The sequence below is a fragment of the Nocardia aurantiaca genome (assembly GCF_009708175.1).
In the GTDB taxonomy this organism is placed as follows: Bacteria; Actinomycetota; Actinomycetes; order Mycobacteriales; family Mycobacteriaceae; genus Nocardia; species Nocardia aurantiaca.
Genome location: NZ_WMBB01000005.1, coordinates 114,368 through 139,317, shown reverse-complemented (window position 1 = coordinate 139,317; position 24,950 = coordinate 114,368). Strand labels below are relative to the sequence as shown.

Genomic DNA, 24,950 nt, shown 5'->3' with positions numbered 1-24,950 from the left:
CCTTCACCGGCCGCTGACCGAGCGCAAAGATGAGATCCCTGTCGGCCGTGTCGAAATCCTGCTGGAGGCCCGATCGGCGTCGGCTATTCGCCTTTCGGACCTCTACGCCACCATCGGCGTCCGACGGTTTGCTCGGATGTGGAGGCAGGCGTCGGTACGGCCGATGTGCGCGCTGCTCGGGCCGCATCACGTTCGCCACGCCAGGTTTGGACGACCTCGTCCACCTTCAGCGGGCCGATCGGGACGTGCGGGCCGCTGGGCATGCGAAGATAGCTGACTATGCGGTCGTTGAGGGAGGTCACCGTTTCGCGAACTTCCCTCTCGGAGGGCATGTCTCGGACGGTTTCCTGGATGCGTTCGCGTTCCCGGCGGAGGACGATCGATTCCGGCAGGAGAGCGTCGGCACCAACGCCCTCACGCTTCAAATAGCTTCGGAGCCACCAGTCTTCGTCGGCGGCGCCGGACGGGATGGGTTGGCCCGCACCCCTGAGGTTGTCGAATTCGCCCCGCTCCGTTGCCTCGCGAACCTGTTTGTCGATCCATGATTCGAAGGAGAGCCCGGGCGGTTTGCGCTCGGTCATGACCCGATCCTACCGGTCAGCCGTCGGCGCGGTACGGGTCCAACACCGTGTTCACCATGCGGTGGGCGATGGCGACGGCGTGGTCGGCGTCGCCGTCTGCCAGGCCGAGCAGCGGGTCCAGGCCGGGGACGTGGGGGGCTATGGCCAGGTGCGGGAGCAGCAGGAGCAGCAGGGAGAGCAGGACCTGGGTGTCGGTGCCGGGGCGGAGGGCTCCGAGAGCGGACGCCGCGTCGAACAGGGGTTGCAGGACGGCCAGGTAGTGGCGGTTGACGGCTTCGCGGACCGCGGTGCGGGCGACCGGGTCGGGCTCGAGATTGGCGGCGGCGGTCATCGCGCGTTCGAGCGGGTGGTCGTAGAAGTAGCGGACCCAGGCTTCGAGCAGGGACTCGAGGGAGCCGAAGAAGTCGGCCTCCCAGTCGAGTTCGTTCGCGACGGCCTCGATGGCGGAGCGGATCCGTTCGCTGGACAGTTCGGCCAGGTGGACGTACATGTCGGCCTTGTCGGCGAAGTACTGGAACAGGCTGCCCTTGGAGACGCCGGCCTCGCGGCAGATGGTGTTGAGGCTGCCTCCGCTGAACCCGCGCGCGGCGAATTCGGCCTCGGCCGCGGCGACCACCGCGGCGCGGCGCTGTGGCGCGAGCCGGTCCCATGTTCCTGTCGGCACGACCGACCTCCTCTGCCTGCGGTCTATTGACTGGGCGACGGCTCCGATCTTACAGTGACCACCGGTCATATGACCGCCGGTCATAAAGGAGTGCGAGTCATGTCCATCAATTCCAACGAGCCGAGGGTCTGCGTCATCGGCGCGGGCTCCTCGGGGATCGCCGCGGTGAAGGTGCTGGCCGAACGCGGCATCGACGTCGACTGCTACGAGCTGTCCGACCGGGTCGGCGGCAACTGGGTGTGGGGCAACAGCAACGGTGTGTCAGCGGCGTACACGTCGCTGCACATCAACACCTCGCGCCAGCGCATGGAGTTCAGCGATTTCCCGATGCCGGGGCATCTGCCCGACTTCGCCCGCCACGATCAGATCGCGGACTACTTCGACTCGTACGTGCGGCATTTCGGATTCGCCGACCGCATCCGCTTCCGTGTCGGCGTCGACCACGTCGCGCCCCAGCCGGACGGCACCTTCGAGGTGACCCTCTCGACCGGTGAGACCGTGCTGTATGACGCGGTCTTGGTCGCCAACGGTCATCACTGGGATCCGCGCCTGCCCGAGCCCATGTTCCCGGGCGCGAGCGAATTCCGCGGCGAGATCATGCATTCGCACGCCTACACCGAGGAAGCCCAGTTGACCGGTCGCCGGGTCGTGGTGCTGGGCATGGGCAACTCCGCGATGGACATCGCGGTGGACGCCTCCTATCACGCTGCCCAGACCTATCTTTCGGCGCGCAGCGGCGTGCATGTGATCCCCAAGTACGTGTGGGGCCGCCCCTACGATCAGATCGGGGCCGCCGAATGGTTCCCGTCGCTGCTGCGCTGGCCGCTGGCGCGCAAGCTGATGGCCGCGGCGACCGGCCCGATGACCCGCTACGGATTGCCGGAGCCGAATCACAAGTTCGCTCAGGCACATCCGACCATGTCCAGCCGCATCCTGGACCGGCTCGCGCACGGCGCCATCACCCCGATGCCGAACATCGACCGCTTCGACGGCGACGAGGTGGTGTTCACCGACGGCCGCCGCGTGACCGCGGATCTGGTGGTGTTCTGCACGGGCTACAAGATCAGCTTCCCGTTCTTCGACCCCGGATTCCTGGACCCGTCCGACGACAACCGGATCCGTCTGTACCGCCGTCTGTTCCACCCCGAGGTGCCGGGCCTGTACTTCGTCGGACTCGTGCAGCCGCTGGGCGCGATCATGCCGATCGCCGAACGCCAGGCCCACCTCATCGCCGACCATCTCGAGGGCCGTTATCACCTGCCCCGACCGGCCGAGATGCAGCGGGAGATCACCGCGCACCAGCGCGGCCTCCAGCGTCGCTACGTCGCCTCCAAACGCCACACCATCCAGGTCGACTTCGACGACTACATGCGCGATCTGCGCCTGGAACGCCGACGCGGCGCCACCCGCCCGGGCGGGCTCTCGCGCGCCGACCGCCCGACCGCCAGCGTCGCCGCGCGCCGGAACCGCGACGCCGAGGCGGTGGGGCGATGAGCGAAACCGGTACGGGCGCAACCCGACACGACGTGTGGTTCCCGTCCGAGGACGGCGCTCGCTGCGCCGCGACCCTCTACCTGCCCGACGGCCGATCCGGCGCGCGCCCGCCGGTGATCGTCATGGCGCACGGGCTCGGCGCGATCCGCGCCATGGGCCTGGCCGCCTACGCCGAACGGTTCACCGCCGCCGGGTACGCGTGCCTGGTGTTCGACTACCGCCACTTCGGCGACAGCGAGGGCATGCCGCGCTACCTGCTCTCGACACGCGAACAGCGCGCCGACTGGGCCGCCGCGATCGCCTTCGCGCGCCGGCTGCCGCAGGTGGACGGCGATCGAATCGTGGCCTGGGGCACTTCCTTCGGCGGCGGGCACGCCATCTACACCGCGGCCCAGCGCCCGGCCGGGCTGGTCGCCGCCATCGCCCAGTGCCCCTTCACCGATGGCATCGCCTCCACCCTGGCGATTCCGCCGATCAATTCGGTGAAGGCCACTCTCGCCGGTGTCCGAGACGTCGTCGGCGCTCTGCTGGGCCGAGCCCCGTACATGATCACCACCGCCGGGCCCGTGCACGGCACCGCCCTGATGACCGCGCCCGACGCCGAATCCGGCTATTTGGCGCTGGTTCCGCCCGGGTCGGATTTCCGTAACGAGGCCGCGGCCCGCGTCGTGTTCGACATCCTGACCGATCGACCGGGCAGGCTCACCGATCGCATCGAGGTGCCGATCCTCTTCGCGGTCTGCGAAACCGATTCCGTCGCACCGGCGAAACCCACGCTGCGCTACGCGGCGCGGGCGCCACGCGGTGAGGTTCGCACCTGTGCCGACGGCCATTTCGACATCTACCGCGGCGCGGCCTTCGAACGCGTCGTCGCCGACCAACTCGACTTCCTGCGCCGCCACGTAGCCCTGACTCCGGAAGGAGCCCCGCAAGCATGACCGGACGCATCGCGCCGCTCGGCGTAACCGGCTGGGATCCCCCGCTTACGAGCGGTGGCTGTCACACAGGGCTGCGCATGGCGACCACAACCTCTACGCTTCCGGGAGCCTGATCCACGCTCTGAGGAATGCCATGCGGCCTACCCGGCACTCACTGACGATCGCACACATCATCGGAATCGGCGTCGGCCTGGTGCTTCTGATCGTCGGAATCGTTCGGTTGTTCCTGCCACTGGAATGCTCCGGACACGCCCTCGAGGCTGGGCAGGTGTGTCACGACACCGTCAAAGGCCGCGCGGTGGTCCGGACCTTCGATGAGCAACGGTCCCTGCGCGATACGACGGACGGATTCCTCATCGTCGGCGGTCTGGTGGTCGTGACGGGTTCCGCCGTCCTGCTGCACCGCACCACACGTCCGTAGCCGCGACGACGTCGCCGGGATCCGCGGGCACACTGAGAGGCATGGATCCCGTCGTCGCGTTACGGATGATCGCGTTCTTCAAGGACCGGGCCCGGGAGAATTCCCGCCGGGTGATGGCTTACCGGAACGCCGCCGATATCGTCGAGGGCCTCGACGATGCGGAGCGGGAGCGGTTGGGACGTTCCGGCGATTGGCAGTCGCTGCCCGGAATCGGACCGAAGACAGCGGCCGTGATCGCGCAGGCGTGGTCCGGGCGAGAGCCCGACACGCTGGTCCAATTGCGCTCCGCGGCAAAGGATCTCGGTGGCGGTGAGCTGCGAGCCGCCCTGAAGGGCGACCTCCACGTGCATTCGAACTGGTCGGACGGCTCGGCCTCGATCGTGGAGATGATGGCCACTGCGCGGGCGCTCGGCCACGAATACTGCGCAGTCACCGACCACTCCCCCCGTCTGACCGTCGCCAACGGCCTCTCCCCCGACCGCCTGCGACAGCAACTCGACGTCATCGACGAGCTCCGAGACCGGTTCGCGCCCATGCGCATCCTCAGCGGCATCGAGGTCGACATCCTCGACGACGGCACCCTCGACCAGGAGCCCGGACTACTCGACCGACTCGACATCGTGGTCGCCAGCGTCCATTCCAAACTCAGGATGGACCCCGCCGCCATGACCCGGCGCATGGTCCGCGCGGTCTCCGGCAATCGGGCCACCGTCCTCGGCCACTGCACCGGCCGCCTCGTGGATGGCAACCGCGGCACTCGCCCCGAATCCGCATTCGATCCCGAACGGGTCTTCTCCGCCTGCCGCGACCACAACGTAGCCGTCGAGATCAACTCCCGCCCCGAACGCCGAGACCCACCCACCCGCCTCATGAAACTAGCCCTCGACCTGGGCTGCCACTTCTCCATCGACACCGACGCGCACGCCCCCGGCCAACTCGACTTCCTCGGCTACGGCGCCCAACGAGCCCTCGACAACGCCGTCCCCGCCGACCGCATCATCAACACCTGGCCGGTCGACAAACTACTGAGCTGGGCCGACTCCTGACTCCGAACCGGTTGTCCGACGCGGCGTCGCCTGCCTATGGCGTACAGCGGCTCAAGATCTTTCCCGGGCGCCGTCGTCGACCATCGACACACTGGTCGCCCTCGCCGAAGGTCGCACGACGGAACCGTCGAACCAGATCACTCGATCAGCGCGGGCAGGTCGATGGAAAGGGCTTGTCCGCGAACAGATCGTCGATCCAGGACAGCCATTGGGCGGTCACCGTCGCGGGAGCGTCGTGGCCGCCGGGGATCGTCAGGTCGTGGACAGGGGTGCCGAGGGTGCACATCTTGGCGATCGCGGCGGTGGACCAGGCGGTATCCACCAGCTTGTCGGCGTCGCCGCGGACTATGTAGGTCGGCAGCGGGGTCGCGGATTGGGGGAGGTTGGTCCGGGACTGGAGATCGATGAAGGGACGGGCCGCGGCGTCGTCGACGAAGCGGGCCTCGGCGGGGGTTGCGGTGACGCCCAGAGCGAGATCGGCGGGTGTGAGATTGCCGGCGCAGTGTGCTTCGAGATGCGGCGCGGCGGTGAGGAGATCGCCGTGCAGGATCTGGTCGTAGCGGTACCCCGGGGTGCTGTAGCGCACTGCCGCAACAACATACGGGATGATCAGATATTGATCGGGAGCTTTGAGGGCGCCCGTGCGGACGGTGTCGACGAGCTGGAGTTCCAGGGCGGGCGACAGCAGCACGACACCGCGGAACTTCAGTTCCGGCGCATAGGATTTCACGGTCTCGGCGGCCGATTCGGCGGCGCGGCCGCCCTGGGAGGCGCCGACGAGGACGGCATCGGGCGACAGCGGCAGCCCGGTGGAGCGCGCGGCACGGATCGAATCGAGAACGTCGTAGCCGGAGGACGGGGTGTCCAGATATGGCGCGTCACCGGGACCGTCCAGGCCCTGATAGTTGGTCATCACCACGGCTCGGTGACCGGCCAGGAGTTGAGCCACCGTGGGCGCGGACCCGAACAGGGTGGGCGAATTGGTCGGGGCACAGGCGCTTACGACGCCGGAGGTGCCGTGCCCGAAGGCGATGACCGGCCACCCGCCCGGCGGCGGCTCGCCGATGGGGAGGAAGACGGCCCCCGATACCTCGATCGGCTTTCCCGCCGGGGAGGTCGACCGGTACCGGATGTAGGTGGCCGACGACATGGCCGCCGTCAGCGTGGAATCCAGATTGCCCATTGCTCGCTGTGATACCAGGGATCCGGGCGAGTCCGTCTTCGGCGCGTGCGTCTGAGAGGATGTGCCGCACGCCGCTACAACCAGTGCGGCCAGTACCGGGAAGACGATTGCTGCGCGCATGCCGCTCCTTCGGATCGGGTTTCGGTGGCAGTCGCCTCGGTTGGCTCCAACCTAGCTGGAGCGGGGATCACGGACGGCGAAGGACGCGAGTCGGGACCCGCAGGCCGACCACGCGGCCAGAGTGAGGTGCGGGCGGATGCGGGAGAAGAGCTGATACAGCCCTGGGCCGTATTCGGCTCCCAGTTTCGCGTTCTGGGTGACCACATCGAGCTCGTTGGCGACGGAAAGCTCGAGGAATGCCTTGAAATCCAGTGCGGTGGGCTCGAATTCGCCGCCGGTGAACCGGTCCAGGAAGACAACGGGAGTCGCGTCGATACGAGGATAGACGGTTCCACGGTCGCAGGCGGCGTACTGGTAGATCAGGGCCTCGGCGCGGGCGCCGACCAGCTCGACAACCATTGGGCGGTCCGGCAATTCGACCAGCGCGAGGTCGAACCCGTCGGTGCCGTATACGGCGTGGGCGAGCCCGGCGAGCTGGAGATCGCCGTCGTGGCCCCATGCCGCGAGGGTGCCGGCGACGCGCCGCAAATGCGCTAGGAGGGTGCCGCCCGGGTGGTCGATGGTGTCCGCGCCGCGATCCCGCAGGAACCGCTCGACGCGGCTGCTGCGGGATGCGAGGGGTTCGGAATCCTTCACCAGGTCAGTGTCGCGCGGAACCCCGACCGGCGACAGGCCCGTTCGTCACATCAGGCCTGCCGCTGATGGCTGCGCAGGACCGTGGAGGCGGCGGAGGCCACCATCGAGAGGACGGCCAGGCCACCGAAGGCGAGGTGATAGCCGGACACGGTCGCCCATCCGAATGCCGTTGCGCGGGAGAGGATTACCGCGACCAGCGCCACGCCGACCGCGCCCCCCACCCGCTGCAGGATGTTCACGAAGGCGGTGGCGTCGGGAAGCTGGTCGTGCCGGACCGCCGCGTACGCCGCCGACACCAGTGGCATGGCGCCCACACCCGTGGCCATACCCGCCGCGAACAGCAGGAACTGGATCAGGATCCCGTTCGCGTCGACCGGCAGAAAGGCGAACGGCAGCACGGCGGCGGCAATGCAGAGATTGCCGATCACCGCGACCCGGCCGCCGCCGAACCGGTCGGTCAACCGTCCGCCCAACGGCAGCATGATGATGCCGCCGAGGCCGTAGCCGAGCAGATCCACGCCGGTGCGGATCAGTCCGGAGCCGTGCAGGACCTGGAAGTACAAGGGCAGCAACACCATCACGCCGAACATGGCCCCGCCCGCGAAGAAGCCGGCACCGGTGGCGGCGGCGAAGGCCCGGTTGCCGAACAACCGGATATCCAGCAGCGGCCGCGCAGTACGCCGGGCGCGAACGAGGAACCCGGTCAGACCGGCGAGGCCCAACACCACCGGCAGCCATACCGACAGCGAGGTCACCGACCCGGTCGTGCCGATCTCGGACAGTCCGAACACGATCGCGGACACCCCGCCTCCCGCGAGCACCAGTCCGATCACATCCAGCCGCTGCACCGCCGCGCCGGTGGACCGTGGCAGATATCGCAACCCGAGCGCCATTCCGGCCAGCCCGAACGGAATGTTGATGAGGAACAACCACTTCCAGTTCCAGTGCGCCAGCATGACCCCGCCGATGGTCGGCCCGATGGCGGGTGCGCCCACGACGGCGATGCCGACCACGCCCATCACCCGGCCCATGCGCTGCGGCCCGGCCGCCTGACCCAGGATCGTCTGCCCGGCCGGGATCATCAGACCCGCGGCGAGCCCCTGCAGGATGCGCAGGCCGATCAGCCAGCCGGCGGTCGGCGCGAAGGCGCACACCGCCGAGGTCACGGTGAAGGCGACCAGCGCCCACAGCCACAGCCGGGTCACGCCCACGCGCCGCGCCAGCCATCCGCACACGGTGAGCGAAACACCAAGGGCGAGCAGATATCCGCTCGCCACCCACTGAATCGTGGCCAGCGACGCGCCGAGATCGGACCCGATGGTGCGCAGGCCGATATTGACCAGTGAGGTGTCCAACATGCCCATGACCGCGCCGAACACCACCACCGCGGCGGTGCGCCAGACATGCGCGGGGATCTTCTCGGAATCGGCGGGCGCGGGAACATCAGCCGGCACTCCGACGCCGGATGTCTCGGTGTCCGAACGCATTTGCGTCATCGGACCTCTCCTTCGATAGTTGATGAGCAACTCAATTGCAGAGACTAACAATGATTGAACTACTCAACAATAGATATAATCGGCGGGTGACCGAAGAACCTTCCGGCCCGGCCGAGTTCCACCCCACCGGCCTGCTGCGCCACCCGACCTACGCCCTGGGCAAACTGCACAAGGCCATGCACGCCCAGCTCGGGACGCCGCTGCGCGAGCACTGGGTGCTCACCTACCTCGCCGAGCGCAACGAGATCTCCCAGCAGGAGATGGCCAACGTCATGGAGATCGACCGCAGCGAGGTGGTGCGGCTGATCGACAGCCTCGAGCAGGCCGGACTGGTCACCCGCAATCGCGACCCGGAGGACCGCCGGAAATACCGTCTGGCCATCACCGCCGCGGGCAATAGGGTCCGTGAGGAGACCGACGCGAAGATATTCGCCGCTACCGATGTGCTGCTCGCCCGCCTGACGCCGACGGAAAGGGAAACCCTGCACCGCCTTTCGCTCAAGGCCCTCGGCTACGACACCGACGAGAGCTGACCCACACTCGGTCGGGCACCCGCCACACCCTCGGTCACCACCGGTGAGAGCCGCGGGCTCGGCTCGTCGACGGACTAGGGTTGGGTCCGTGGGAACGCATTCGCGCGAAGGCGCGCGCCCGCGAGATCCCGGGAACTCGAGGACCACGAGGCGCGCAAGGTCATCGCCGACGCCTGCCGCGAGGCCGCGCAGGCCGACAGCTCGGACGCCATCGTGCTCGGCTACGGGGGGATGGGGGATCTGTGTGAATACACCGAGAAGGTCGGGGTGCCCGTGGCGGACGGGGCGCCGCCACCACACTGACCGCGCAGTCGTCGGCCACCATGAGGCTGCGTAAGTCCGACCGCGGGGAATTGGCGGTTCCGTTACCGCAGACGTCCGTGAGATCGCTCGCCGATTTCGCCCTCGAGGAACAGGAGGCCCGAGCGTGACGCTGTCACCGGAGACAGTGAACGGGATCGAATCCCGTTTGCAGGCCGTGGATTCGGAGCTGCTGCGGCTCTATCCGGGCGACCGCCCGGGCCAGCCGGTGCACACCGCGTACGTCTGCGGTGCGAACGCCTCGGCCGACCTGCCCGCCCAATGGGGCGCGGCCGCAGTGGAACTCGCGCACAGCCAGCACGACCTGCTGATCGGGCTGGCGGGTGCGGACGTCGTGGACCGGGTTTTCACGACCCTGCGCGAGCGCCCCATCCAGGACCTGCGCTTCGATTTCGAGGACGGCTACGGCTCCCGCGGCGACGAGATCGAGGACCGCGATGCCCTGCACGCCGGTGCGGTATTGAAAGCCCTTCCCTCCGAGGTATCCTCGCGCGGCATTCGCATGAAGGGCCTCACCACCCCGGAATGGGCACGCGCCGTGCGCACCCTGGAGAAGGTCCTCGAAGGCGCGGGTGGCGTGCCCGGGGGCTTCGTGTTCACCGTGCCCAAGATCCGCCACGTCGAGCAGGCCGCTCTGGCCGTGGACCTGTGCGAGGCCATCGAATCCGCGCACGAGCTGGCAGCCGGGTCGCTGAGGTTCGAGCTGCAGATCGAGAGCCCGCAGGCCATCATCGCCGCCGACGGCACCGCGCCGGTCGCGCGGCTGATCCAGCGCTCGGCCGGACGCTGCACCGGATTGCACTACGGCACTTACGATTACAGCGCCGCCTGCGGTATCGCGCCCAGTTTCCAGTCACTGGAGCATCCGGTCGCCGACCACGCCAAGGCCGTCATGCAGGCCGCTGCCGCCGCCACCGGGGTGTGGGTGTGCGACGGCTCCACCCAGGTGCTGCCCCTCGGCGCCGACGCGGAGGTGCGCGCGGCGTTATCGCGGCACTTCCGCCTGGTCACCCGCTCGCTCGAGCGCGGCTACTACCAGGGCTGGGACATGGGCGCCGGTCACCTGGTCACCCGCTGGCTGGCCACCTTCGCCTTCTTCCGTGCGGGCCTGGGCATCGCCGCCCCACGTATCGGCCGCTACCTGGACCGCCAGGGCGGCGCGGTGATGGACGAGCCGGCCACCGCGCAGGCGCTGGCGACCGTGGTGCTGCGCGGATTGGAGTGCGGCGCCTTCGATCCCGCCGAGGTGACCGCGATCTCCCCCGAAGCCACCGTCGAGGTATTGCGTCAACTGCGAGAAAGGACGGTTCCGGCGCTATGAGCGACGCTGACTTCACACTGCTTCCCGATCTGGCCGTGCGCACCCTGGGCGGCGCCGTGCTGTGGGCCAATGACGAGTCCTTCGCCGAGAAGGAGAACCTCATCCGGCCCGAACAGGCCACCTACTCCCCCGCCACCTTCGGCCACAAGGGCCAGGTGTACGACGGCTGGGAGACCCGTCGGCGCCGCGGCGGCGACGGCGGCCATCCGTCCGGCGACGACTGCGACACCGCGATCATCCGGCTGGGCGTGCCCGGTGTGATCGGGGGCGTCGTGGTGGACACCGCCTGGTTCAAAGGCAACTACCCGCCCGAGGCGTCGGTGGAAGCCATTGCGGTGGAGGGCAATCCGTCGGTCGACGAGCTCGTCTCCGCCGAGCGCTGGACCACTATCGTCGAGCGCGCCAAGGTGTCCGGGGATGCGCGGAACCCGTTCGCGGTGGACTCCCCCAAGCGCTGGACCCACGTGCGGCTGCGCATGTTCCCCGACGGCGGCATTGCCCGCCTGCGCGTGCACGGCATCGCCAAGCCGGACCTGGACTGGCTGGAGTCCGGCCCGTTCGACCTGGCCGCGGTGGAGAACGGCGGCCTGATCGCCGACTGCTCGAACCGCTTCTTCTCACACCCCCAGAACGTGCTCATGCCCGGCCGCGCCCGCAGCATGGACGACGGCTGGGAGACCGCGCGCCGCCGCGACAAGAACACCAACGACTGGGTGCTGGTGCGGTTGGCCGGTGAGGGCGTGATCACCGCCGTCGAGATCGACACCTCGTACTTCTTGTTCAACAGCCCGGGCGCGGGCTCCCTCACCGGAATTCGCGCCGACGGCACCGAGGTCGAACTGCTGGGCCGCACCCGCCTGCAACCCGACACCCGCCACCGCTTCCTCATCGACTCCGGCGCGTCGGTCGTGCAGGTACGCCTGGACGCCTTCCCCGACGGCGGGCTGGCCCGGCTGCGGCTGTACGGCAGCCTTACCGACGAAGCTCGGACGCGACTGCGCGCCGAGCTGGAAAATGAGCCGGCATGAGCGATGTCGATCAGAACTACCCACGGGACATGGTCGGCTACGGCCCCAACCCGCCGCACCCGCAGTGGCCGGGCAAGGCGAACATCGCCGTCAACTTCGTCCTCAACTACGAGGAGGGCGGCGAGAACAATGTGCTCGACGGCGACCAGGCCTCGGAGACCTTCCTGTCGGATATCGTTCCGGCGGCGGCGTTCCCGAACCGGCACATGTCGATGGAGAGCATCTACGAGTACGGCTCCCGCGCCGGACTGTGGCGGGTGCTGCGGCTGTTCGAATCGCGCGCCATCCCGCTGACCATCTTCGGGGTGGCGCGGGCGCTGGAGCGCAATCCGCAGGCGGTCGCGGCCTTCAAGCGGAACGGCTACGACATCTGCTCGCACGGCCTGCGCTGGATCTCCTACCAGATGATGGACGCCGAGACCGAGCGCGCGCACCTGGAAGAGGCGGTACGCATCATCACCGAGCTCTTCGGTGAGGCGCCCAAGGGCTGGTACACCGGCCGCGACTCGCCGCGGACCCGAGAGCTGGTGGTCGAGCACGGTGGATTCGTCTACGACTCCGACTCCTATGCCGACGATCTGCCCTACTGGGTGAAGGTCGGCGACAAGAACCATTTGGTGGTGCCCTACACCCTGGAATCCAATGACATGCGGTTCTCCTCCCCCGCCGGATTCGCCAATGGCGAAGAGTTCTTCACCTACCTGAAGGACGCCTTCGACATGCTCTACGCCGAGGGTGAGGCGGGCACGCCGAAGATGCTGTCGGTGGGCCTGCACTGCCGGATCATCGGCAAGCCCGCCCGGGCGAAGGCGCTCGAGCGCTTCCTCGATCACGTGCGGTCGCACCAGAAGGTGTGGCTGGCCCGGCGCATCGACATCGCCGAGCATTGGCGCACCGTGCACCCGGCATCCTGAGCACCGCCCTGGCGTTCCGAAAGCGAAATCGCCTCAGAGCGCGCCGCTTTCGATGTCCTGCTTGATACCCGCCTGGGTGGCCCGGTGTGCGGCCACGCCATTGTCGGTGGTGAAGTCGATCAGGGCCGCGTCGGCGACGAACGTCAGGTGCTCGTTGACGGTGGTGGTGCCGTCGCCATTGTCGGTGAAGGTGATCAGCTGGTGGGTGGTCACATTCGGGACGTCCCAGCTGTCGGCGGTGTAGTAGTGCTCGTTCGGGTGCAGGCGCTGCTCGGCCTGGGTGTGACCCGGGAAGGTCACCGGGCCTATCGGAATGTCCTCGAGCGCGGTGAAATCCGTGATGACCGTATCGCCGTCATCGCAGCCGCGGTGAACGATGATGTCCCTGAGGAAGGAGTGGCGGCCGATGTCGTTGCGGAGATCGGTGTACACGTCCCACACCTTGTCCAGTGGCGCGGCGATGGTGATCGGCAGATCCACTTCGGTCACCGAGCGCCCGTCCGCCGGATTCTGCTGCTCGGCTTCATAGATCGACCAGCTGACCTGCCATTCCAGTTTGTAGCCGTTCTCCGACTCGACGCATGACGGCGCGGGGTCCGCGCGCGCCACGGCCGATCCCGCCGCAGGCGACCCCATCGTCGCGCAGGCTATCGCCAGCGCATAACCCACCATGAACCTCACCCGGCGGACTTTACCCCGGTCGCAACCTACCGGCAGGTTTCCTGCGAAATCCCGGCTACCGCGCGCCGGAGCGCTCCGCGCGCTCCAATTCCACTGCGCGCTTCATCATTTCGCGGGCGCGGGTGCGATCGCCGGCGTAGTCGTAGGCGCGGGCGGCGCGGTAGTTGGTGCGCCAGTTCTCCGGGTCCGCCTCGAACTCCTGCTTCACCTGCTCGAAAAGCGCGTCGGCGGCGGCCTTCTCGATCCGCCCGGACGGACGACGGGGCAGGTCGGACACATCCAGCTCGCCGCCTTCCTCATGCATGCGCCGGGCCAGGTGCTGGTGGGCGAAGGCGGCGCGGACGCTGGTCGCCACGATCCACACGCCGAGCACCGGCAGGATGAACACGCCGACGCCCAGTCCCACTGCCGCCGCCTTGCCGGACGCGATCAGGTCGATCGCGATCCGGCCCAGCAGGACGAAATAGAACCCGAGCACCACCACCAGGGCGGCGATGAAACCGACCCGCTCGAGGACCTCGCGGGAATTGTTCTCGGCGTTCGCGCTCACAGGTCGAGCAGCGGGTCGAGGCCCACGGTCAGGCCGGGGCGCAGCGGCGTCTTGCGCACGCCCAGCAGCACACCAGGCACGAACGAGGTGCGGTCGAGGGAGTCGTGGCGGATGGTGAGCGTCTCGCCCTGGGTGCCGAACAACACCTCCTGGTGCGCGACCAGTCCGGCCAGCCGCACCGAGTGCACCCGCACCCCGTCCACGTCCGCGCCGCGCGCGCCCTCCAGCTCCTGGGAGGTGGCGTCGGGACTGCGGCCCACCCCGGCCTTCTCACGGGCGGCCGCGATGAGCCCGGCCGTGCGGAAGGCGGTGCCCGACGGCGCATCCGCCTTGTTCGGGTGGTGCAGTTCGATGACCTCGACCGAGTCGAAGAAGCGCGCGGCCTGCTCGGCGAAGCGCATAGTGAGCACCGCGCCGATGGCGAAATTCGGCGCGATCAGCACGCCGACCTCGGGCTTGGCGGCCAGCCAGCCCTTGACCTGCTCGATCCGCTCGGCGTCGAAGCCGGTGGTGCCGACCACGGCGTGAATCCCGTTCTCCACCAGCCACTTCAGATTGGGCATCACCACATCGGGGTGGGTGAAGTCGACCACGACCTCGGCGCCCGCGGCGGTGAACGCCCCCAGCGGATCGCCCTTGTCGACCTGCGCGACCAGCTCCAGATCGGCGGCCGCCTCGACGCCGGCGCAGATGGCCTGCCCGACCTTGCCGCGCGCCCCGAGCACACCCACCCGGATCCGGTTCGTGGTCACCTGGTCTCCTTCGCTATGACCCATGAAAGACTGCGTCGAGCCTATCGGGTCGGCGAAACGCTGGGACGACAGGCCGGTGGCCGCATGGTTCACGAGCTGGGCGAAGGGTGTTCAAGTACACGTCAACCAACTGTGTGATCGGACATATACGACACCCAGGTGAGAATTCGTCCCGCCACCCGCCGCGCCTTCGTCGCCGCCGTCGTCTGCGCCTCCGCAGTCACAACCGCCTGCTCCTCGGGGTCCGACTCCGCAGACTTCACCGCCACGGCCGGCCAGCCGCTGGTGATCTCGCTGGACCAGCTGCTGGCCAAGACCGGCGGCCGGGCCGCGGTCGCCGTCGCCGACCCGCAGCACGGCACGCTGAGCCGGCGCACCGACGGCGCGCTGGTGTACACGCCCACCGCGGGGTACACCGGTTCGGACAGCATCACCGTCGCCACCACCGACGCGGTGCGGCTGTTCACCACCGACATTCCGCCGCTCGGCGAGTTCGGCGGAGTGACGGTGCAGGCCAGCGGCTACGGTTCCGCGTTCACGCCGGCGCCCGGCTCCCATGACGAGTTCTACGGGCTCACCGACCGCGGCCCGAACGTGGACGGCAAGGGCAAGAACGAGAAGATCGCTCCCGTCCCGGACTTCACCCCGCAGATCGCCAAGTTCAAGCTGGTCGGCAACAAGGCCGTGGTGGAATCGACCATCCTGCTCGAGAATCCGGCCGGACAGCCGTTCAACGGCCTGGTCGATACCTCCGCCTCCACCGGTGAGACCATGCGCGACCTGAGCGGAAAGACGCTGGCCCCCACCGATCACGGCATCGACAGCGAGGGCCTGGTCGCCCTGCCCGACGGCACCTTCTGGGTCTCCGACGAATACGGCCCGTTCCTGGTGCATTTCGACGCCAAGGGCGGTGAACTGGAGCGGCTCGCGCCGGGACGCGGTCTGCCCAAGGAACTCTCGTTCCGCACCCCGAACCAGGGCATGGAGGGCCTCACCATCACCCCCGACGGCAACACCCTGGTCGGGATGATCCAGAGCGCGCTGAACGAGCCCGGCGTCACCAACGCGCGTGAGACCCCGGTGACCCGCATCGTCACCGTGGACCTGAAGACCAAGGCGGTCAAGGAATTCGCCTACCCGCTCGAGGCGCCCAAGGAGAAGCTGGCCGTCTCGGAGATCACCGCGCTGTCCAACACCACCTTCCTGGTCGACGAGCGCGACGGCAACAAGGCCCCCAAGGCCGACAAGAAGCTGTGGACCATCGACATCTCCGGCGCGACCGACATCGGGCCGCAGGCGAAAATCCCCGGCGCGCAATACGATCCGGAGAAGGGCCTGCTGATCGAGGGCAAACCGCTCGAGGTCTATGTCGGCACCGTCACCACCGCCGACGGTATCGCCGCCCTGAAGAAAGCGGGCATCACCCCCGTCGCCAAGACCACCAGCCTCGACCTGGGCGGTCTGCTCGACGGCCTGAACCCGGACGGCAAATTCTTCGGCCACGACAAGATCGAGGGCGTGGCCACCACCGACGGCGGCAAGACGCTCTACATCTCCAATGACAGCGACTTCGGCATCGAGGCCGTCACCGGCGACCAACCGCCCTTCGGTCTGAAGGCCAAGATCCTCGCCAACGGCGTCCAGGACACCGGCGAGATCCTCGCGGTCGACACCACCAAGCTGCCCGCCAAGACCGAGACCAAGACCGTCAGCCTGACGGTCAAGTGACTCAGGCGGGGTTCGCGCCGGGCATGCCTCGATCCGCGTGAGGGTCGGTGTCGCCCCCGTTGACCCGGACGTTCGCGCCATTGATCGACACGGCGGCGGGGCGACGAAGGTCACGAGCCGGGCGATCTCGTCCGGCCCGACAACCCGATGCGAGTCGGCCAGTGGTCCGCGGAGCGGGGCCCGGGCGGACATCCCGGTAACGCGGTCAGTCGAAGACGATGATCTGCCGGAGGGCGTGGCCGGCGGCGAGTTCGTCCATGGCCTGGTTGATCTCCTCGAGGCGGATGCGGGAGGAGACCAGGCGTTCCACCGGGAGCCTGCCCTCGCGCCACATGCGCACGAATTCCGGGATGTCGCGGGCGGGGACGGCCGAGCCGAGATAGCTGCCGATGATCGCACGGCCGTGAGCCACCAGGCCCAGCGGGGAGATGCTGGCCCGGGCGTCGGGGGCGGGCAGGCCGACGGTGACCGTGACGCCGCCGGGGGCGGTGGCGGCGACCGCGGTTTCGAAGGCGCGGATATTGCCCGCCGCTTCGATCACCGCATCGGCCTGGATGTTCCCGGCCGCGATCTCCTGCGGGGTGTAGGCGGCGGTCGCGCCCAGCTCCCTGGCGATCGTCAGCTTCTCGGGGACGGTGTCCACGGCGATCACCTCGCCGCCGGTGCCCGCGCGCAGCGCGGCGGCCACCAGGACCGCGGCCATGCCGACACCGCCGAGACCGACCACCATGATGCGGTCCGCGGGCCCGGGCTTCGCCGAATTCAGCAGGGCCCCACCGCCGGTCAGCACCGCACAGCCGAGGACGGCCGCCACCTCCGGCGGGACGTCATCATCGACCGGGACCACCGAGCGGCGGTCCACCACGGCGTGCGTCGCGAAGGCCGAAACACCCAGGTGGTGATGGACTTCCGCGCCGTCGCGCAGCAATCGCCTTCCGCCGGAGAGCAATTCGCCCGCATTATTGGCCAGGCTGCCGGGCTCACAGGGGGTGCGGCCCTCGGTGGCGCAGCCCGCGCACGCGCCACAGCGCGGCAGGAAGGTCATGACCACCCGCTGGCCGACACGAATATCGGCGTCTCCCGGCCCGACCGCCTCGACGCGCCCGGCGGCCTCGTGGCCCAGCAGCATGGGCACCGGCCGGACGCGATTGCCGTCGACCACCGACAGATCCGAATGGCACAGCCCCGCCGCCTCGATCCGGACCAGCAGTTCACCGGCCCCGGGTTCGCCCAGCTCCAGCTCACTGATGGCGATCGGTTTCGAGTCGGCGAACGGCATTTCCGCCCCGATGCGTTCCAGGACGGCACCACGAATCCTCATGCGCCCGACGCTACTCCATCAGACCTTCCCAGACAGTTTGAAATCTGATTCCATGGAGGCTGGACAGGAGCATCCATGAGCACATCGCTGACCACCGGCAATCGAGCCTTCAATCACGTGGTGACGCAGTTCTTCGGGAAGGTCGCCCGCGTCTATGACACCGCCGCCCTGCAGCAGATCGTCTACCGCCCGCCGCAGGATCAGGTCCTCGCCGAACTCCGCACCGCCGGATCGCGCCGCATAGCCGATATCGGCTGCGGCACCGGCATTCTCACCTCCCGCATCCAGCGCGACCTGCGCCCCGAGGCCGTCTACGGCGTGGACGCCTCCCCCGGCATGCTGGCCCAGGCCCGCGCCCGGTCCGCGGCCGTCCAGTGGCGGCAGGCCGCCGCCGAGCAGCTGCCCTTCACCACGGGCGAGCTGGACGCGGTGGTCTCCACCAGCGCCTTTCACTTCTTCGACCATCCGGTCGCGCTGCGCGAGTTCCATCGCGTGCTGGCGCCCGGCGGCCTGGTGGCCATCACGACCATGCGTCCCTCCGGCCCGATGTCGCGGCCGATTCAGCGGCTGACTCGCAGCCCGCGCTTCCCGGCGCACGCGCCCTCACCGCGCGAAACCCGGAAACTGCTCGAGGACGCGGGTTTCGAGGTCGTCGATCAGCGCAAGATCGCCCGGCCCATGCCCTCGTGGCTGATTCCCGACGTCATCACCGTCGGGCGGCGGAGGTAGGCGGTCACTTCCCGGGGTTGTCGCCGCCGCGAAAGCAGACGGTGAGCTGGAGTTTGCTCCAGACCACCCAGACCGCGCCGCGACCGTCCCGGGGACAGCCCGCCCCCGAGGTGGCGTTCTCGAGGACCGCGGTCGCCTGGACGATGTGGTCGCCCGGCACCCCGCAGTCGACCTTGGACGGGACGTCCATGGTGGTGGTGTCGTAACAGACTCCGGCGCGCCAGTCGAAGGTGAGGCACAGGTGGTAGCGGGCCTTGCCGGCCTTGTCCTTCGGGGCGGATTCCAGCGTGTACAGCGGTCCCGCACACGGGTCCGGGCCGTTCTGCAGCACCCGGTAGTTCGCGTCCACCGAATTGCAGTCGGACGGCTCCGGCGAACCGGCCTTCCAGGTGGGGGCGCCGGTAACGTCCTTGGCCTGTTCGATGGGCACCTCGACGCAGTCCCCGGCTTTCAACGCGGCCATGGGATCGGGGGCATCCGGTTTGGCGGAGGTGGTGGGCTGAACGGCCTGCACGAGTTCCGGGGGCGCGGCAATGGCGGTGCCCGCGATGGTGTCCCGGGGCACGGGCGAGATGACGACGGTCGCCGCGGCGAACAAGAGCACCCAGCCCACGACGGCCAGGCCCGCCGTCACCATGCGTCCGCGGGCGCCGCTGCGGCGCGCGAGCGCCGCCGCGATGCCGGGCAACAGCACCCCCAGACCGACAACCCAACCGACGCCGTGGCTCCCCACCACACGATCCCCTGTCTCAACTCATTTCGCTTGCAAACTATCGCATGAGTGAGTTCCGGGCAAAACCGGCGGACAGTCCGCGAGCGCTCAGGAGGTGAGTTCGGGGGTGGATTCGGCGAGGGTGGGCGGCCACGCGGTCGGGGTGATATTGGCCGGTTTGGTGGCGGGACTGGCGTCCCAGTCGAACTGGACACCGACCCATGCCTTCGGCCGTTCGAAGGTGATGGCGCGGGCGTCGAAGGCGGCGCGGCGGAAGGAGATGTCGCCGAAGAAGTCGCCGCCGACGAAGGTCACCGAACGGCCCGCGAAGACCGCATCGGCGAAGGAGACCTTGCCGTGGTACTCGGTGCGGGCGAAGGACACCTCCTGGGTGCGGCCGGTGCGCCAGCGGACCTGCGCGCCCAGATGCGCGCACTCGAAGGAGGCCGACTCCGCGTAGAACCGGGAATCCGCGAACGTGACTCGCGCACCGGTGAATTCGGCCCCGGTGAAGGTGACCCGCCGGCCGTCGAAGACCGCGCGTTCGAAGGTGGTCAGGGCGGCGGCGAAGGACGCGTTGGCGAAGCCGGTGCGCTCCCCCGCGAACGTTGTGCGATCGAACGCCGTTCGCGCGCCGCGGAATTGCGCGCTCTCGAAGCTGACCCCGGCGCCGAAAGTGGCCTCGGTGAAGGTGGCGCCGACGTTGTCTCGGTCGGTCCCGCCGGCCTCGGTGTGCGCGAAGACGGCCCGATCGAAGACGGCGGCGCTGCGGAAGACGGCCCCGCGGAAGGTGACCCGCTCGCCGACGAAGCGCGCCTGCTCGAAGGTGACGGTGCGGCCGCTGAGGAACACGGCGTTGGTGAAGCGGGTATTGCGGCCCGCGAAGACGGCGTGCCGGAAGTCGGCGTCCTCGAACACCGCGTCCGAGAAGTCGAAATCACAGTCGCACCACTGTGTTTCGGCGGCGGGCCGCAGCCGCTCGGCGATCACCCGCACGATGGTGTCGCGCACCTGCCGATCGTTCTGCCGGAAGGTGTACACCCGCTCCACCGCGGTGCCGTGATCCTCGATGCGCTGCGATTTGGAGACCAGGTGGCTGGCGCCCTCCTCCGGCTGATACGGCAGCCGCAGATACCCGCATAGCACGTCCACGCACTGCTGCCGCCGCCAGCGGGCGGAGAATTCGTCGGCCACCCCGGCCATGGCGTAGACCCCGGCGATGCGCACCGCCACATCGGGATCCCCGAGCTGGCGGGCGGCGGCGGCGAAGACCTCCGCGAAGCGCCCGCGTTCGGCATCGCGCTGCCGCCGGTACGCCACCACCAGGGCGACCGCGCCGAAGACGCCCGCGGTCACCGCGAGCGAAATCTTGCCCAGATCAAGCTGATTCGGCGTCTCGGCGGTGGCGCCGAGGAAATGGAACAGCCCCCACCAGGTAACCCCCGCTAGGGCGAGCCCGCCGACCACGGCGACCAGCGCCGACACCGGCGGTCCCGACCTGTGTGCCGTCCGGCTCACCGCCCCACCCAACCTCCGCCGCCGCATAGCCGAAGAATAGCGATCCCGGCCGGATCACGCATCGGATGCGGCAATTGTCGCCAGTGGTCAGGCGGCCTCCGCATCGCGCCGCAGCCCGATCGCGGCGGCCCCCAGGCAGGCCAGCGCCACCACGACCACGAACCACGGAAAGACCGTGCTCAGTCCCCAGGTGGTGGCCGCCCAGCCCGCCACCACCGTGGGCACCGCCATGGCCGAGTAGGCCAGCAGGTAATAGGCCGACATGGTCTCGCCCCGCTTGTGTTGCGGCACAACGTTGGACAGGTGCCGCAGCGAGCCGCCGAAGCCGAGACCGAAGGTGCCGCCGAGGGCGAATCCGGCCAGCAGCACCAGCACCCAGCTGTGGGTGTCGAGCGCCGGGATCGTGAGCACCAGCGCGATCGCCATGCCGATATCGCCGACGATGGCCGCGCGCCGCGCCGGAATCCCGCCCGCGACGGCCTGGGCCACCGCGCCCGCGGTCGCCGTGGAGGCCACCACCGCACCGCCGAAGACCAGATTGTGAATACCCGTCTCGGCCGAGGCCAGCGACGGATACAGCGACAACAGCACGCCCAGCACCGACCAGGCCGCCATCACGCCCAGCGCCGAGAACCAGAAGTCGCCGCGGATCTCCTGCGGCACAGCCGGTTTGGCGATGGTGATGCGCTGCTTCCGCCGCGCCCCGTGTGGCTCGCGCAGCGCCAGCACGCCCGCCGCGATGAGGACGCATACCAGTGTGATCACCACATACGGCGTGCGCAGCGGATGCGGCGCGTACTGGGCCAGCACCGCCGAACCCAGAATCGCCACGGCCATACCGACATTGAAGGCCACCCCGGACAACTGCCCGGACCGCGCACCCTGGTGCGGGCGCAAATCCAGCAGCGCCGCCGCGCCGGCCACCACGGTCGCGCCGACCGCCGCCCCGTGCAGCGTCCGAGCCAGCAGCAGCATGGCGACATTGTCGGCGAGCAGGAACACCACCAGGCCCACGATCATGGTCGCGAAGGCGCCCAGCAGGACCGGCTTGCGGCCCACCACATCCGAGATGCGCCCCGACACCAGCACCGCGCCCAGGGCCGCCACCGCGTAGGCGGCGAATACGAATGTCGTTGTGAGCGGGGAGAAATGCCAGCTCTGCTGATAAATTCCGTACAGCGGGGCGGGCGCGCCCGAAACCCCCAGCGCTACTCCACTGGCCGCGAGCACGAGCGCGTACGCCCAGGTCTGGCTGCTTTGTTCGGCTCGAGTCGCCATCGCCGCCGTCGATGTCATCGAACCCTCCATCAGGTAAGTTTGATTCTGATCGAACCAAACCCTACGCGAGGTTCGACGATTATCAAACTAGGTATCCGAGTGAGGTAGCTCATGCCCGACACCGAAGCGCTGCCCGCGGTGGCCCCGCTACCCGCGGTGCTCGGCGCACTGCAGGACCCGATCCGCCTCGAGATAGTCCGGCGACTGGCCAATGCCGGAACCCCGCTGCGCTGCGGGATGACCTACGACGGCATCAGCAAGTCCACCGCCGCCCACCACTTCAAGATCCTGCGCGAAGCCGGCGTCACCACGCGCGTGACAATCGACGGCAATACGCACCTCCGCCTGCGCGCCGACGACCTGAACGCCGCACTGCCCGGCCTGCTGGCCGCCGTGCTGGCCGCCGCGAACGAGGCCGCCCCGACGACCGACTGAGCAGCGCTGCCGGGACCCCGCCCGATGACATCGGCCCGCCGCGCGCACGTCCACCGAATGAGCGTGCCGACGAGATGGCCGAACCTATTTCGCGACGGAGCTCAGTGCCTCCACTCGCACACGCAGCGTTTCGTTCTCGCGGCGCAGCTCCTCCAGTTCCGCGGTGAGCCGCTGGTGTTCGGCCGCGGCGTCACGGCGCTCCAGGGCGATGGCCTCGTCGAGGCGCTCCTTGGTGAAGCGCGGGCGGATGTACTTGACGCAGTTCCAGTTGCAGGCCTCGACGGTGATGACGAGGGCGCGCTCGGCGATCTTCCGGATCGCGCCGCTGTAGGCCCCGGACACCCGGTCGACCAGCTCGGGGTCCTCGGTGCGCTCGACCATGCGGGCGCGGCCGTAGACCTTCAGACGCTCGCGCAGCGGGTAATCGATGAAGAACAGGGCGACGCGGTCGTTCTCGGTCAGGTTGCCCACGGTCACGTACTGGCGATTGCCCGACAAGTCGGCGAAGGCGAGGGTGCGCTCGTCGAGGATCTGGACGAAGCCCTTGGGGCCGCCGCGGTGCTGGATGTAGGGCCAGCCGTCGGGGGTGGCGGTGCCGAGGAAGAAGGAGTCCGCGGCGCGGATGAAACCCATCTCCCGCGGCTCGAGCGGCTGCGGCTCGTCGCGGCCGTGCTCGAGCTGGGCGCCGTAGTCCCGGTAGCTGCCCGCGAGTTTCTGGCGTTCCCGCGCCGCCGCCGAGAAGGCGATCCGCGCGTAGCGATTCGACATGGCGTTCCCTTCTGCCGTCCCAGAATCGAACCTATCAGTACGTTCTGGCTGGTCCGCGCGCAGTGTGGCGCTCGTCGCCGTCGATCAGGATCGGGTGAGCGGCAGGGACTTCCACCAATCCAGGACACCGCTCGGCGTGGTGGGCGTGCCGCGGGTGTACAGGAGGAACTTCTCCCGCGCGGGATCATCGAAGAAGGTAGTGGCAAAGATGGTGGAGGGAGTATCGGGGGAGGCGTCGAAGCGCAGATTGGTGTATTGCTTTGCCCCGCACGACTCCTTGAAGCTCAAATTCTCCGAGGCGCTGCCGGCCGGGTGAATTCGATTGGCCACGGAGCGGGCAGCCGCCCCCGAGCCGTAGGCGAACAGGACATACTCGCGGACGTCGTGGTCGGCCGAGTACTGGCAGTCCCAGGCGGCCGACCACCCCTCGAAGGCCCAGGGCGGCAGGAAGTCCTTGGTGTCGTGATCCACCACCCGGCAACTCGCGGCGGCGAAGCCCGCGCCCAGTTCGGGCGTGCGCGGGACCAGCCCCGGGAAATTCGCGCTGATCTCGGCGATCTCGGCGGCGGGCGCTTTCGGTTTCTCCGTGTTCCCCGACGGCGTGAACAGGAAGGCCGCCAATCCCAGCGCCGCGGCCAGGCAGGCGCCGAGCAGCACCACGGTCCGCGTCTTCGCCGGCCAATGACGTTCCGTACGAGGCGATTCAGTATCGCCGGACGATGCCTCGAGGTGCCGTTCGGTGCGCGGCCCGAACAGATCCGGGATGTCGACCAGCCGTCCCGAACGCACCGCCACCGACGACTGCGATGCACGGCGTGGCACCGGTGTCTCCGACGTCGGCACTCGCGAGCCCGGCGCGCTGTTGCCGGTCCGACGGACCGCTGGTGAATTCGCCCGTCGCACAGGCATTTCCGGAATCTTCTCGCGCGGTCCCGGCCTTGCGGCGGTCGCGGTGCCCGCCTCCAGGGCCCGCCGGGCCGCCACCGCGAACTCCGTACACGACAGATACCGGTCATCTGGATTCTTCGCCAGCGCCCGCGCCAGCACCGGATCCAGCGACGCGGGCAACCCCGGCCGGATCCTCCCCACCGGCGGCGGACTGTCGTACAGATGCGACTTCACAATGGCCCCGAGATCCGCGGCCGGGAACAGCGTCACCCCGGTCAACAACCGAAACAGCGTGCAGGCCAGCGCATATTGATCCGAGCGATGATCAACCGGCTGATTCCGCAACTGCTCCGGCGCGGCGTAGGCCAGCGTCGCCATCACCGATCCCGAGCCGGTGAGCCGACCCGTCTCCTCCTGCAACCGCGCGATGCCGAAGTCGGTGAGCAGCACCCCCGCCTGCTGCTCCCGGGTCTCGCGGGCCAGCAGGATATTGGCGGGCTTGACATCCCGGTGCAGCACGCCGACCCGATGCGCGTAGTCGAGAGCGTCGGCGGTGGCGGTGACGATCGCCACCGCCCGCTCGGGAGACATATCAGTCACCGCCTCGGCCTCGACGCCGTCGACGTACTGCATGGCGATCCACAGCCGACCGTGCTCGACACCCCGGTCGTACACGGTGACCACGCCCGGGTGATTCAATCGCGCGGCCAGGTCGGCCTCGCGCACGAAGCGGGCGTGAGTCTCGGTGTCGCCGTGGTACTCCGAGTTCAGCAGTTTGAGCGCGATCCACCGGGGCAGGCGCGGGTGCCGAGCCAGGTACACCGCGCCCATCCCGCCGCGGCCCAGCTCCCGTTCGATGACATACCCGGCGAAGATCTCACCTGGTTCGAGCAC

25 protein-coding genes are annotated in these 24,950 nt (G+C 68.8%); 11 read left to right on the top strand and 14 right to left on the bottom strand.

The features are described 5' to 3' along the window. Nucleotides 1–83: 83 nt before the first annotated feature. Together GLP40_RS11780 and GLP40_RS11775 are read right to left on the bottom strand one after the other, a co-directional pair. The gene (locus tag GLP40_RS11780; RefSeq protein WP_154787922.1) at nt 84–581 is read right to left on the bottom strand and encodes a DnaJ family domain-containing protein; all 498 of its coding nucleotides are present in this window, start codon (nt 579–581) and stop codon (nt 84–86) included. Nucleotides 582–597: 16 nt separating this feature from the next. Then, the gene (locus GLP40_RS11775) at nt 598–1,245 is read right to left on the bottom strand and encodes a TetR/AcrR family transcriptional regulator (protein WP_328290029.1); all 648 of its coding nucleotides are present in this window, start codon (nt 1,243–1,245) and stop codon (nt 598–600) included. Between the two features lie 99 nt (nt 1,246–1,344). Between GLP40_RS11775 and GLP40_RS11770 the strand changes: the two genes are divergently transcribed. The 4 genes from GLP40_RS11770 to GLP40_RS11755 all read left to right on the top strand — a co-directional run bounded on the left by GLP40_RS11770 (nt 1,345) and on the right by GLP40_RS11755 (nt 5,144). Then, entirely contained in the window at nt 1,345–2,739 is a 1,395-nt protein-coding gene (locus tag GLP40_RS11770; protein WP_154787920.1) for a flavin-containing monooxygenase, read from the top strand. Next, nucleotides 2,736–3,677 (top strand): alpha/beta hydrolase, encoded by a 942-nt coding sequence (locus tag GLP40_RS11765; protein WP_154787919.1) that lies wholly within the window; start codon nt 2,736–2,738, stop codon nt 3,675–3,677. Before GLP40_RS11770 ends, GLP40_RS11765 begins: the two co-directional genes overlap by 4 nt. 133 nt (nt 3,678–3,810) lie before the next feature. Beyond that, entirely contained in the window at nt 3,811–4,098 is a 288-nt protein-coding gene (locus GLP40_RS11760; protein WP_154787918.1) for a hypothetical protein, read from the top strand. 41 nt (nt 4,099–4,139) lie between these two features. After that, on the top strand, nt 4,140–5,144 hold the full coding sequence (locus GLP40_RS11755; protein WP_154787917.1) for a PHP domain-containing protein: 1,005 nt from the start codon (nt 4,140–4,142) through the stop codon (nt 5,142–5,144). 145 nt (nt 5,145–5,289) lie between these two features. Here GLP40_RS11755 and GLP40_RS11750 read toward each other — a convergent pair whose 3' ends face one another. Genes GLP40_RS11750 through GLP40_RS11740 form a run of 3 tightly spaced genes read right to left on the bottom strand, consistent with a single transcriptional unit; the run spans nt 5,290 to nt 8,579 of the window. Continuing rightward, on the bottom strand, nt 5,290–6,447 hold the full coding sequence (locus tag GLP40_RS11750; protein ID WP_154787916.1) for a lipase family protein: 1,158 nt from the start codon (nt 6,445–6,447) through the stop codon (nt 5,290–5,292). Between the two features lie 51 nt (nt 6,448–6,498). Continuing rightward, on the bottom strand, nt 6,499–7,083 hold the full coding sequence (locus GLP40_RS11745; RefSeq protein ID WP_230329486.1) for a DUF6817 domain-containing protein: 585 nt from the start codon (nt 7,081–7,083) through the stop codon (nt 6,499–6,501). A gap of 50 nt (nt 7,084–7,133) precedes the next feature. Then, nucleotides 7,134–8,579, bottom strand: coding sequence for a DHA2 family efflux MFS transporter permease subunit (locus GLP40_RS11740; RefSeq protein ID WP_230329485.1), 1,446 nt, complete (start codon nt 8,577–8,579; stop codon nt 7,134–7,136). Between the two features lie 86 nt (nt 8,580–8,665). Here GLP40_RS11740 and GLP40_RS11735 point away from each other — a divergent pair, with 86 nt between their 5' ends. The 4 genes from GLP40_RS11735 (at nt 8,666) to puuE (ending at nt 12,696) form a co-directional block, all read left to right on the top strand. Beyond that, nucleotides 8,666–9,112, top strand: coding sequence for a MarR family winged helix-turn-helix transcriptional regulator (locus GLP40_RS11735; RefSeq protein WP_328290028.1), 447 nt, complete (start codon nt 8,666–8,668; stop codon nt 9,110–9,112). A 427-nt stretch (nt 9,113–9,539) separates the two neighbouring features. Beyond that, nucleotides 9,540–10,754: a DUF6986 family protein gene (locus GLP40_RS11730; protein ID WP_328290027.1), complete on the top strand. Its 1,215-nt coding sequence runs from the start codon at nt 9,540–9,542 to the stop codon at nt 10,752–10,754. Continuing rightward, entirely contained in the window at nt 10,751–11,782 is a 1,032-nt protein-coding gene (gene alc / locus GLP40_RS11725; RefSeq protein ID WP_154787913.1) for an allantoicase, read from the top strand. Before GLP40_RS11730 ends, alc begins: the two co-directional genes overlap by 4 nt. Beyond that, nucleotides 11,779–12,696 (top strand): allantoinase PuuE, encoded by a 918-nt coding sequence (puuE, locus tag GLP40_RS11720; protein WP_154787912.1) that lies wholly within the window; start codon nt 11,779–11,781, stop codon nt 12,694–12,696. The genes alc and puuE overlap by 4 nt, the downstream gene beginning before the upstream one ends. Nucleotides 12,697–12,729: 33 nt before the next feature. Here the strand turns inward: puuE and GLP40_RS11715 are convergent, their stop codons facing one another. Genes GLP40_RS11715 through dapB form a run of 3 tightly spaced genes read right to left on the bottom strand, consistent with a single transcriptional unit; the run spans nt 12,730 to nt 14,703 of the window. Next, a complete protein-coding gene (locus GLP40_RS11715) occupies nt 12,730–13,377 on the bottom strand; it encodes an SRPBCC family protein (RefSeq protein WP_154787911.1) in 648 nt (215 codons plus the stop codon). A 55-nt stretch (nt 13,378–13,432) separates the two neighbouring features. Further along, nucleotides 13,433–13,927, bottom strand: a complete 495-nt coding sequence (locus GLP40_RS11710) for a hypothetical protein (protein WP_328290026.1) — start codon at nt 13,925–13,927, stop codon at nt 13,433–13,435. Further along, nucleotides 13,924–14,703, bottom strand: coding sequence for a 4-hydroxy-tetrahydrodipicolinate reductase (gene dapB, locus GLP40_RS11705; protein ID WP_154787910.1), 780 nt, complete (start codon nt 14,701–14,703; stop codon nt 13,924–13,926). The genes GLP40_RS11710 and dapB overlap by 4 nt, the downstream gene beginning before the upstream one ends. Before the next feature lie 135 nt (nt 14,704–14,838). Here dapB and GLP40_RS11700 point away from each other — a divergent pair, with 135 nt between their 5' ends. Beyond that, on the top strand, nt 14,839–16,407 hold the full coding sequence (locus GLP40_RS11700) for an esterase-like activity of phytase family protein (RefSeq protein WP_328290025.1): 1,569 nt from the start codon (nt 14,839–14,841) through the stop codon (nt 16,405–16,407). Between the two features lie 205 nt (nt 16,408–16,612). On the opposite strand, the gene GLP40_RS11695 is transcribed toward GLP40_RS11700, so the two are convergent. Beyond that, entirely contained in the window at nt 16,613–17,728 is a 1,116-nt protein-coding gene (locus GLP40_RS11695) for an alcohol dehydrogenase catalytic domain-containing protein (protein WP_154787909.1), read from the bottom strand. Nucleotides 17,729–17,803: 75 nt separating this feature from the next. Between GLP40_RS11695 and GLP40_RS11690 the strand changes: the two genes are divergently transcribed. Then, on the top strand, nt 17,804–18,457 hold the full coding sequence (locus GLP40_RS11690; RefSeq protein ID WP_154787908.1) for a class I SAM-dependent methyltransferase: 654 nt from the start codon (nt 17,804–17,806) through the stop codon (nt 18,455–18,457). Nucleotides 18,458–18,461: 4 nt separating this feature from the next. Here GLP40_RS11690 and GLP40_RS11685 read toward each other — a convergent pair whose 3' ends face one another. The 3 genes from GLP40_RS11685 to GLP40_RS11675 form a co-directional block, all read right to left on the bottom strand. Then, nucleotides 18,462–19,190 (bottom strand): LppU/SCO3897 family protein, encoded by a 729-nt coding sequence (locus GLP40_RS11685; RefSeq protein WP_154787907.1) that lies wholly within the window; start codon nt 19,188–19,190, stop codon nt 18,462–18,464. A gap of 87 nt (nt 19,191–19,277) precedes the next feature. Then, a complete protein-coding gene (locus tag GLP40_RS11680; RefSeq protein WP_328290024.1) occupies nt 19,278–20,687 on the bottom strand; it encodes a pentapeptide repeat-containing protein in 1,410 nt (469 codons plus the stop codon). An 87-nt stretch (nt 20,688–20,774) separates the two neighbouring features. Continuing rightward, entirely contained in the window at nt 20,775–21,983 is a 1,209-nt protein-coding gene (locus GLP40_RS11675) for an MFS transporter (RefSeq protein WP_230329484.1), read from the bottom strand. Between the two features lie 93 nt (nt 21,984–22,076). Between GLP40_RS11675 and GLP40_RS11670 the strand changes: the two genes are divergently transcribed. Then, nucleotides 22,077–22,400 (top strand): ArsR/SmtB family transcription factor, encoded by a 324-nt coding sequence (locus GLP40_RS11670; protein WP_154787905.1) that lies wholly within the window; start codon nt 22,077–22,079, stop codon nt 22,398–22,400. An 84-nt stretch (nt 22,401–22,484) separates the two neighbouring features. Here GLP40_RS11670 and GLP40_RS11665 read toward each other — a convergent pair whose 3' ends face one another. Together GLP40_RS11665 and GLP40_RS11660 are read right to left on the bottom strand one after the other, a co-directional pair. Further along, the gene (locus tag GLP40_RS11665) at nt 22,485–23,168 is read right to left on the bottom strand and encodes a pyridoxamine 5'-phosphate oxidase family protein (RefSeq protein ID WP_154787904.1); all 684 of its coding nucleotides are present in this window, start codon (nt 23,166–23,168) and stop codon (nt 22,485–22,487) included. Between the two features lie 84 nt (nt 23,169–23,252). Further along, on the bottom strand, nt 23,253–24,950 hold the full coding sequence (locus tag GLP40_RS11660; protein WP_328290023.1) for a serine/threonine-protein kinase: 1,698 nt from the start codon (nt 24,948–24,950) through the stop codon (nt 23,253–23,255).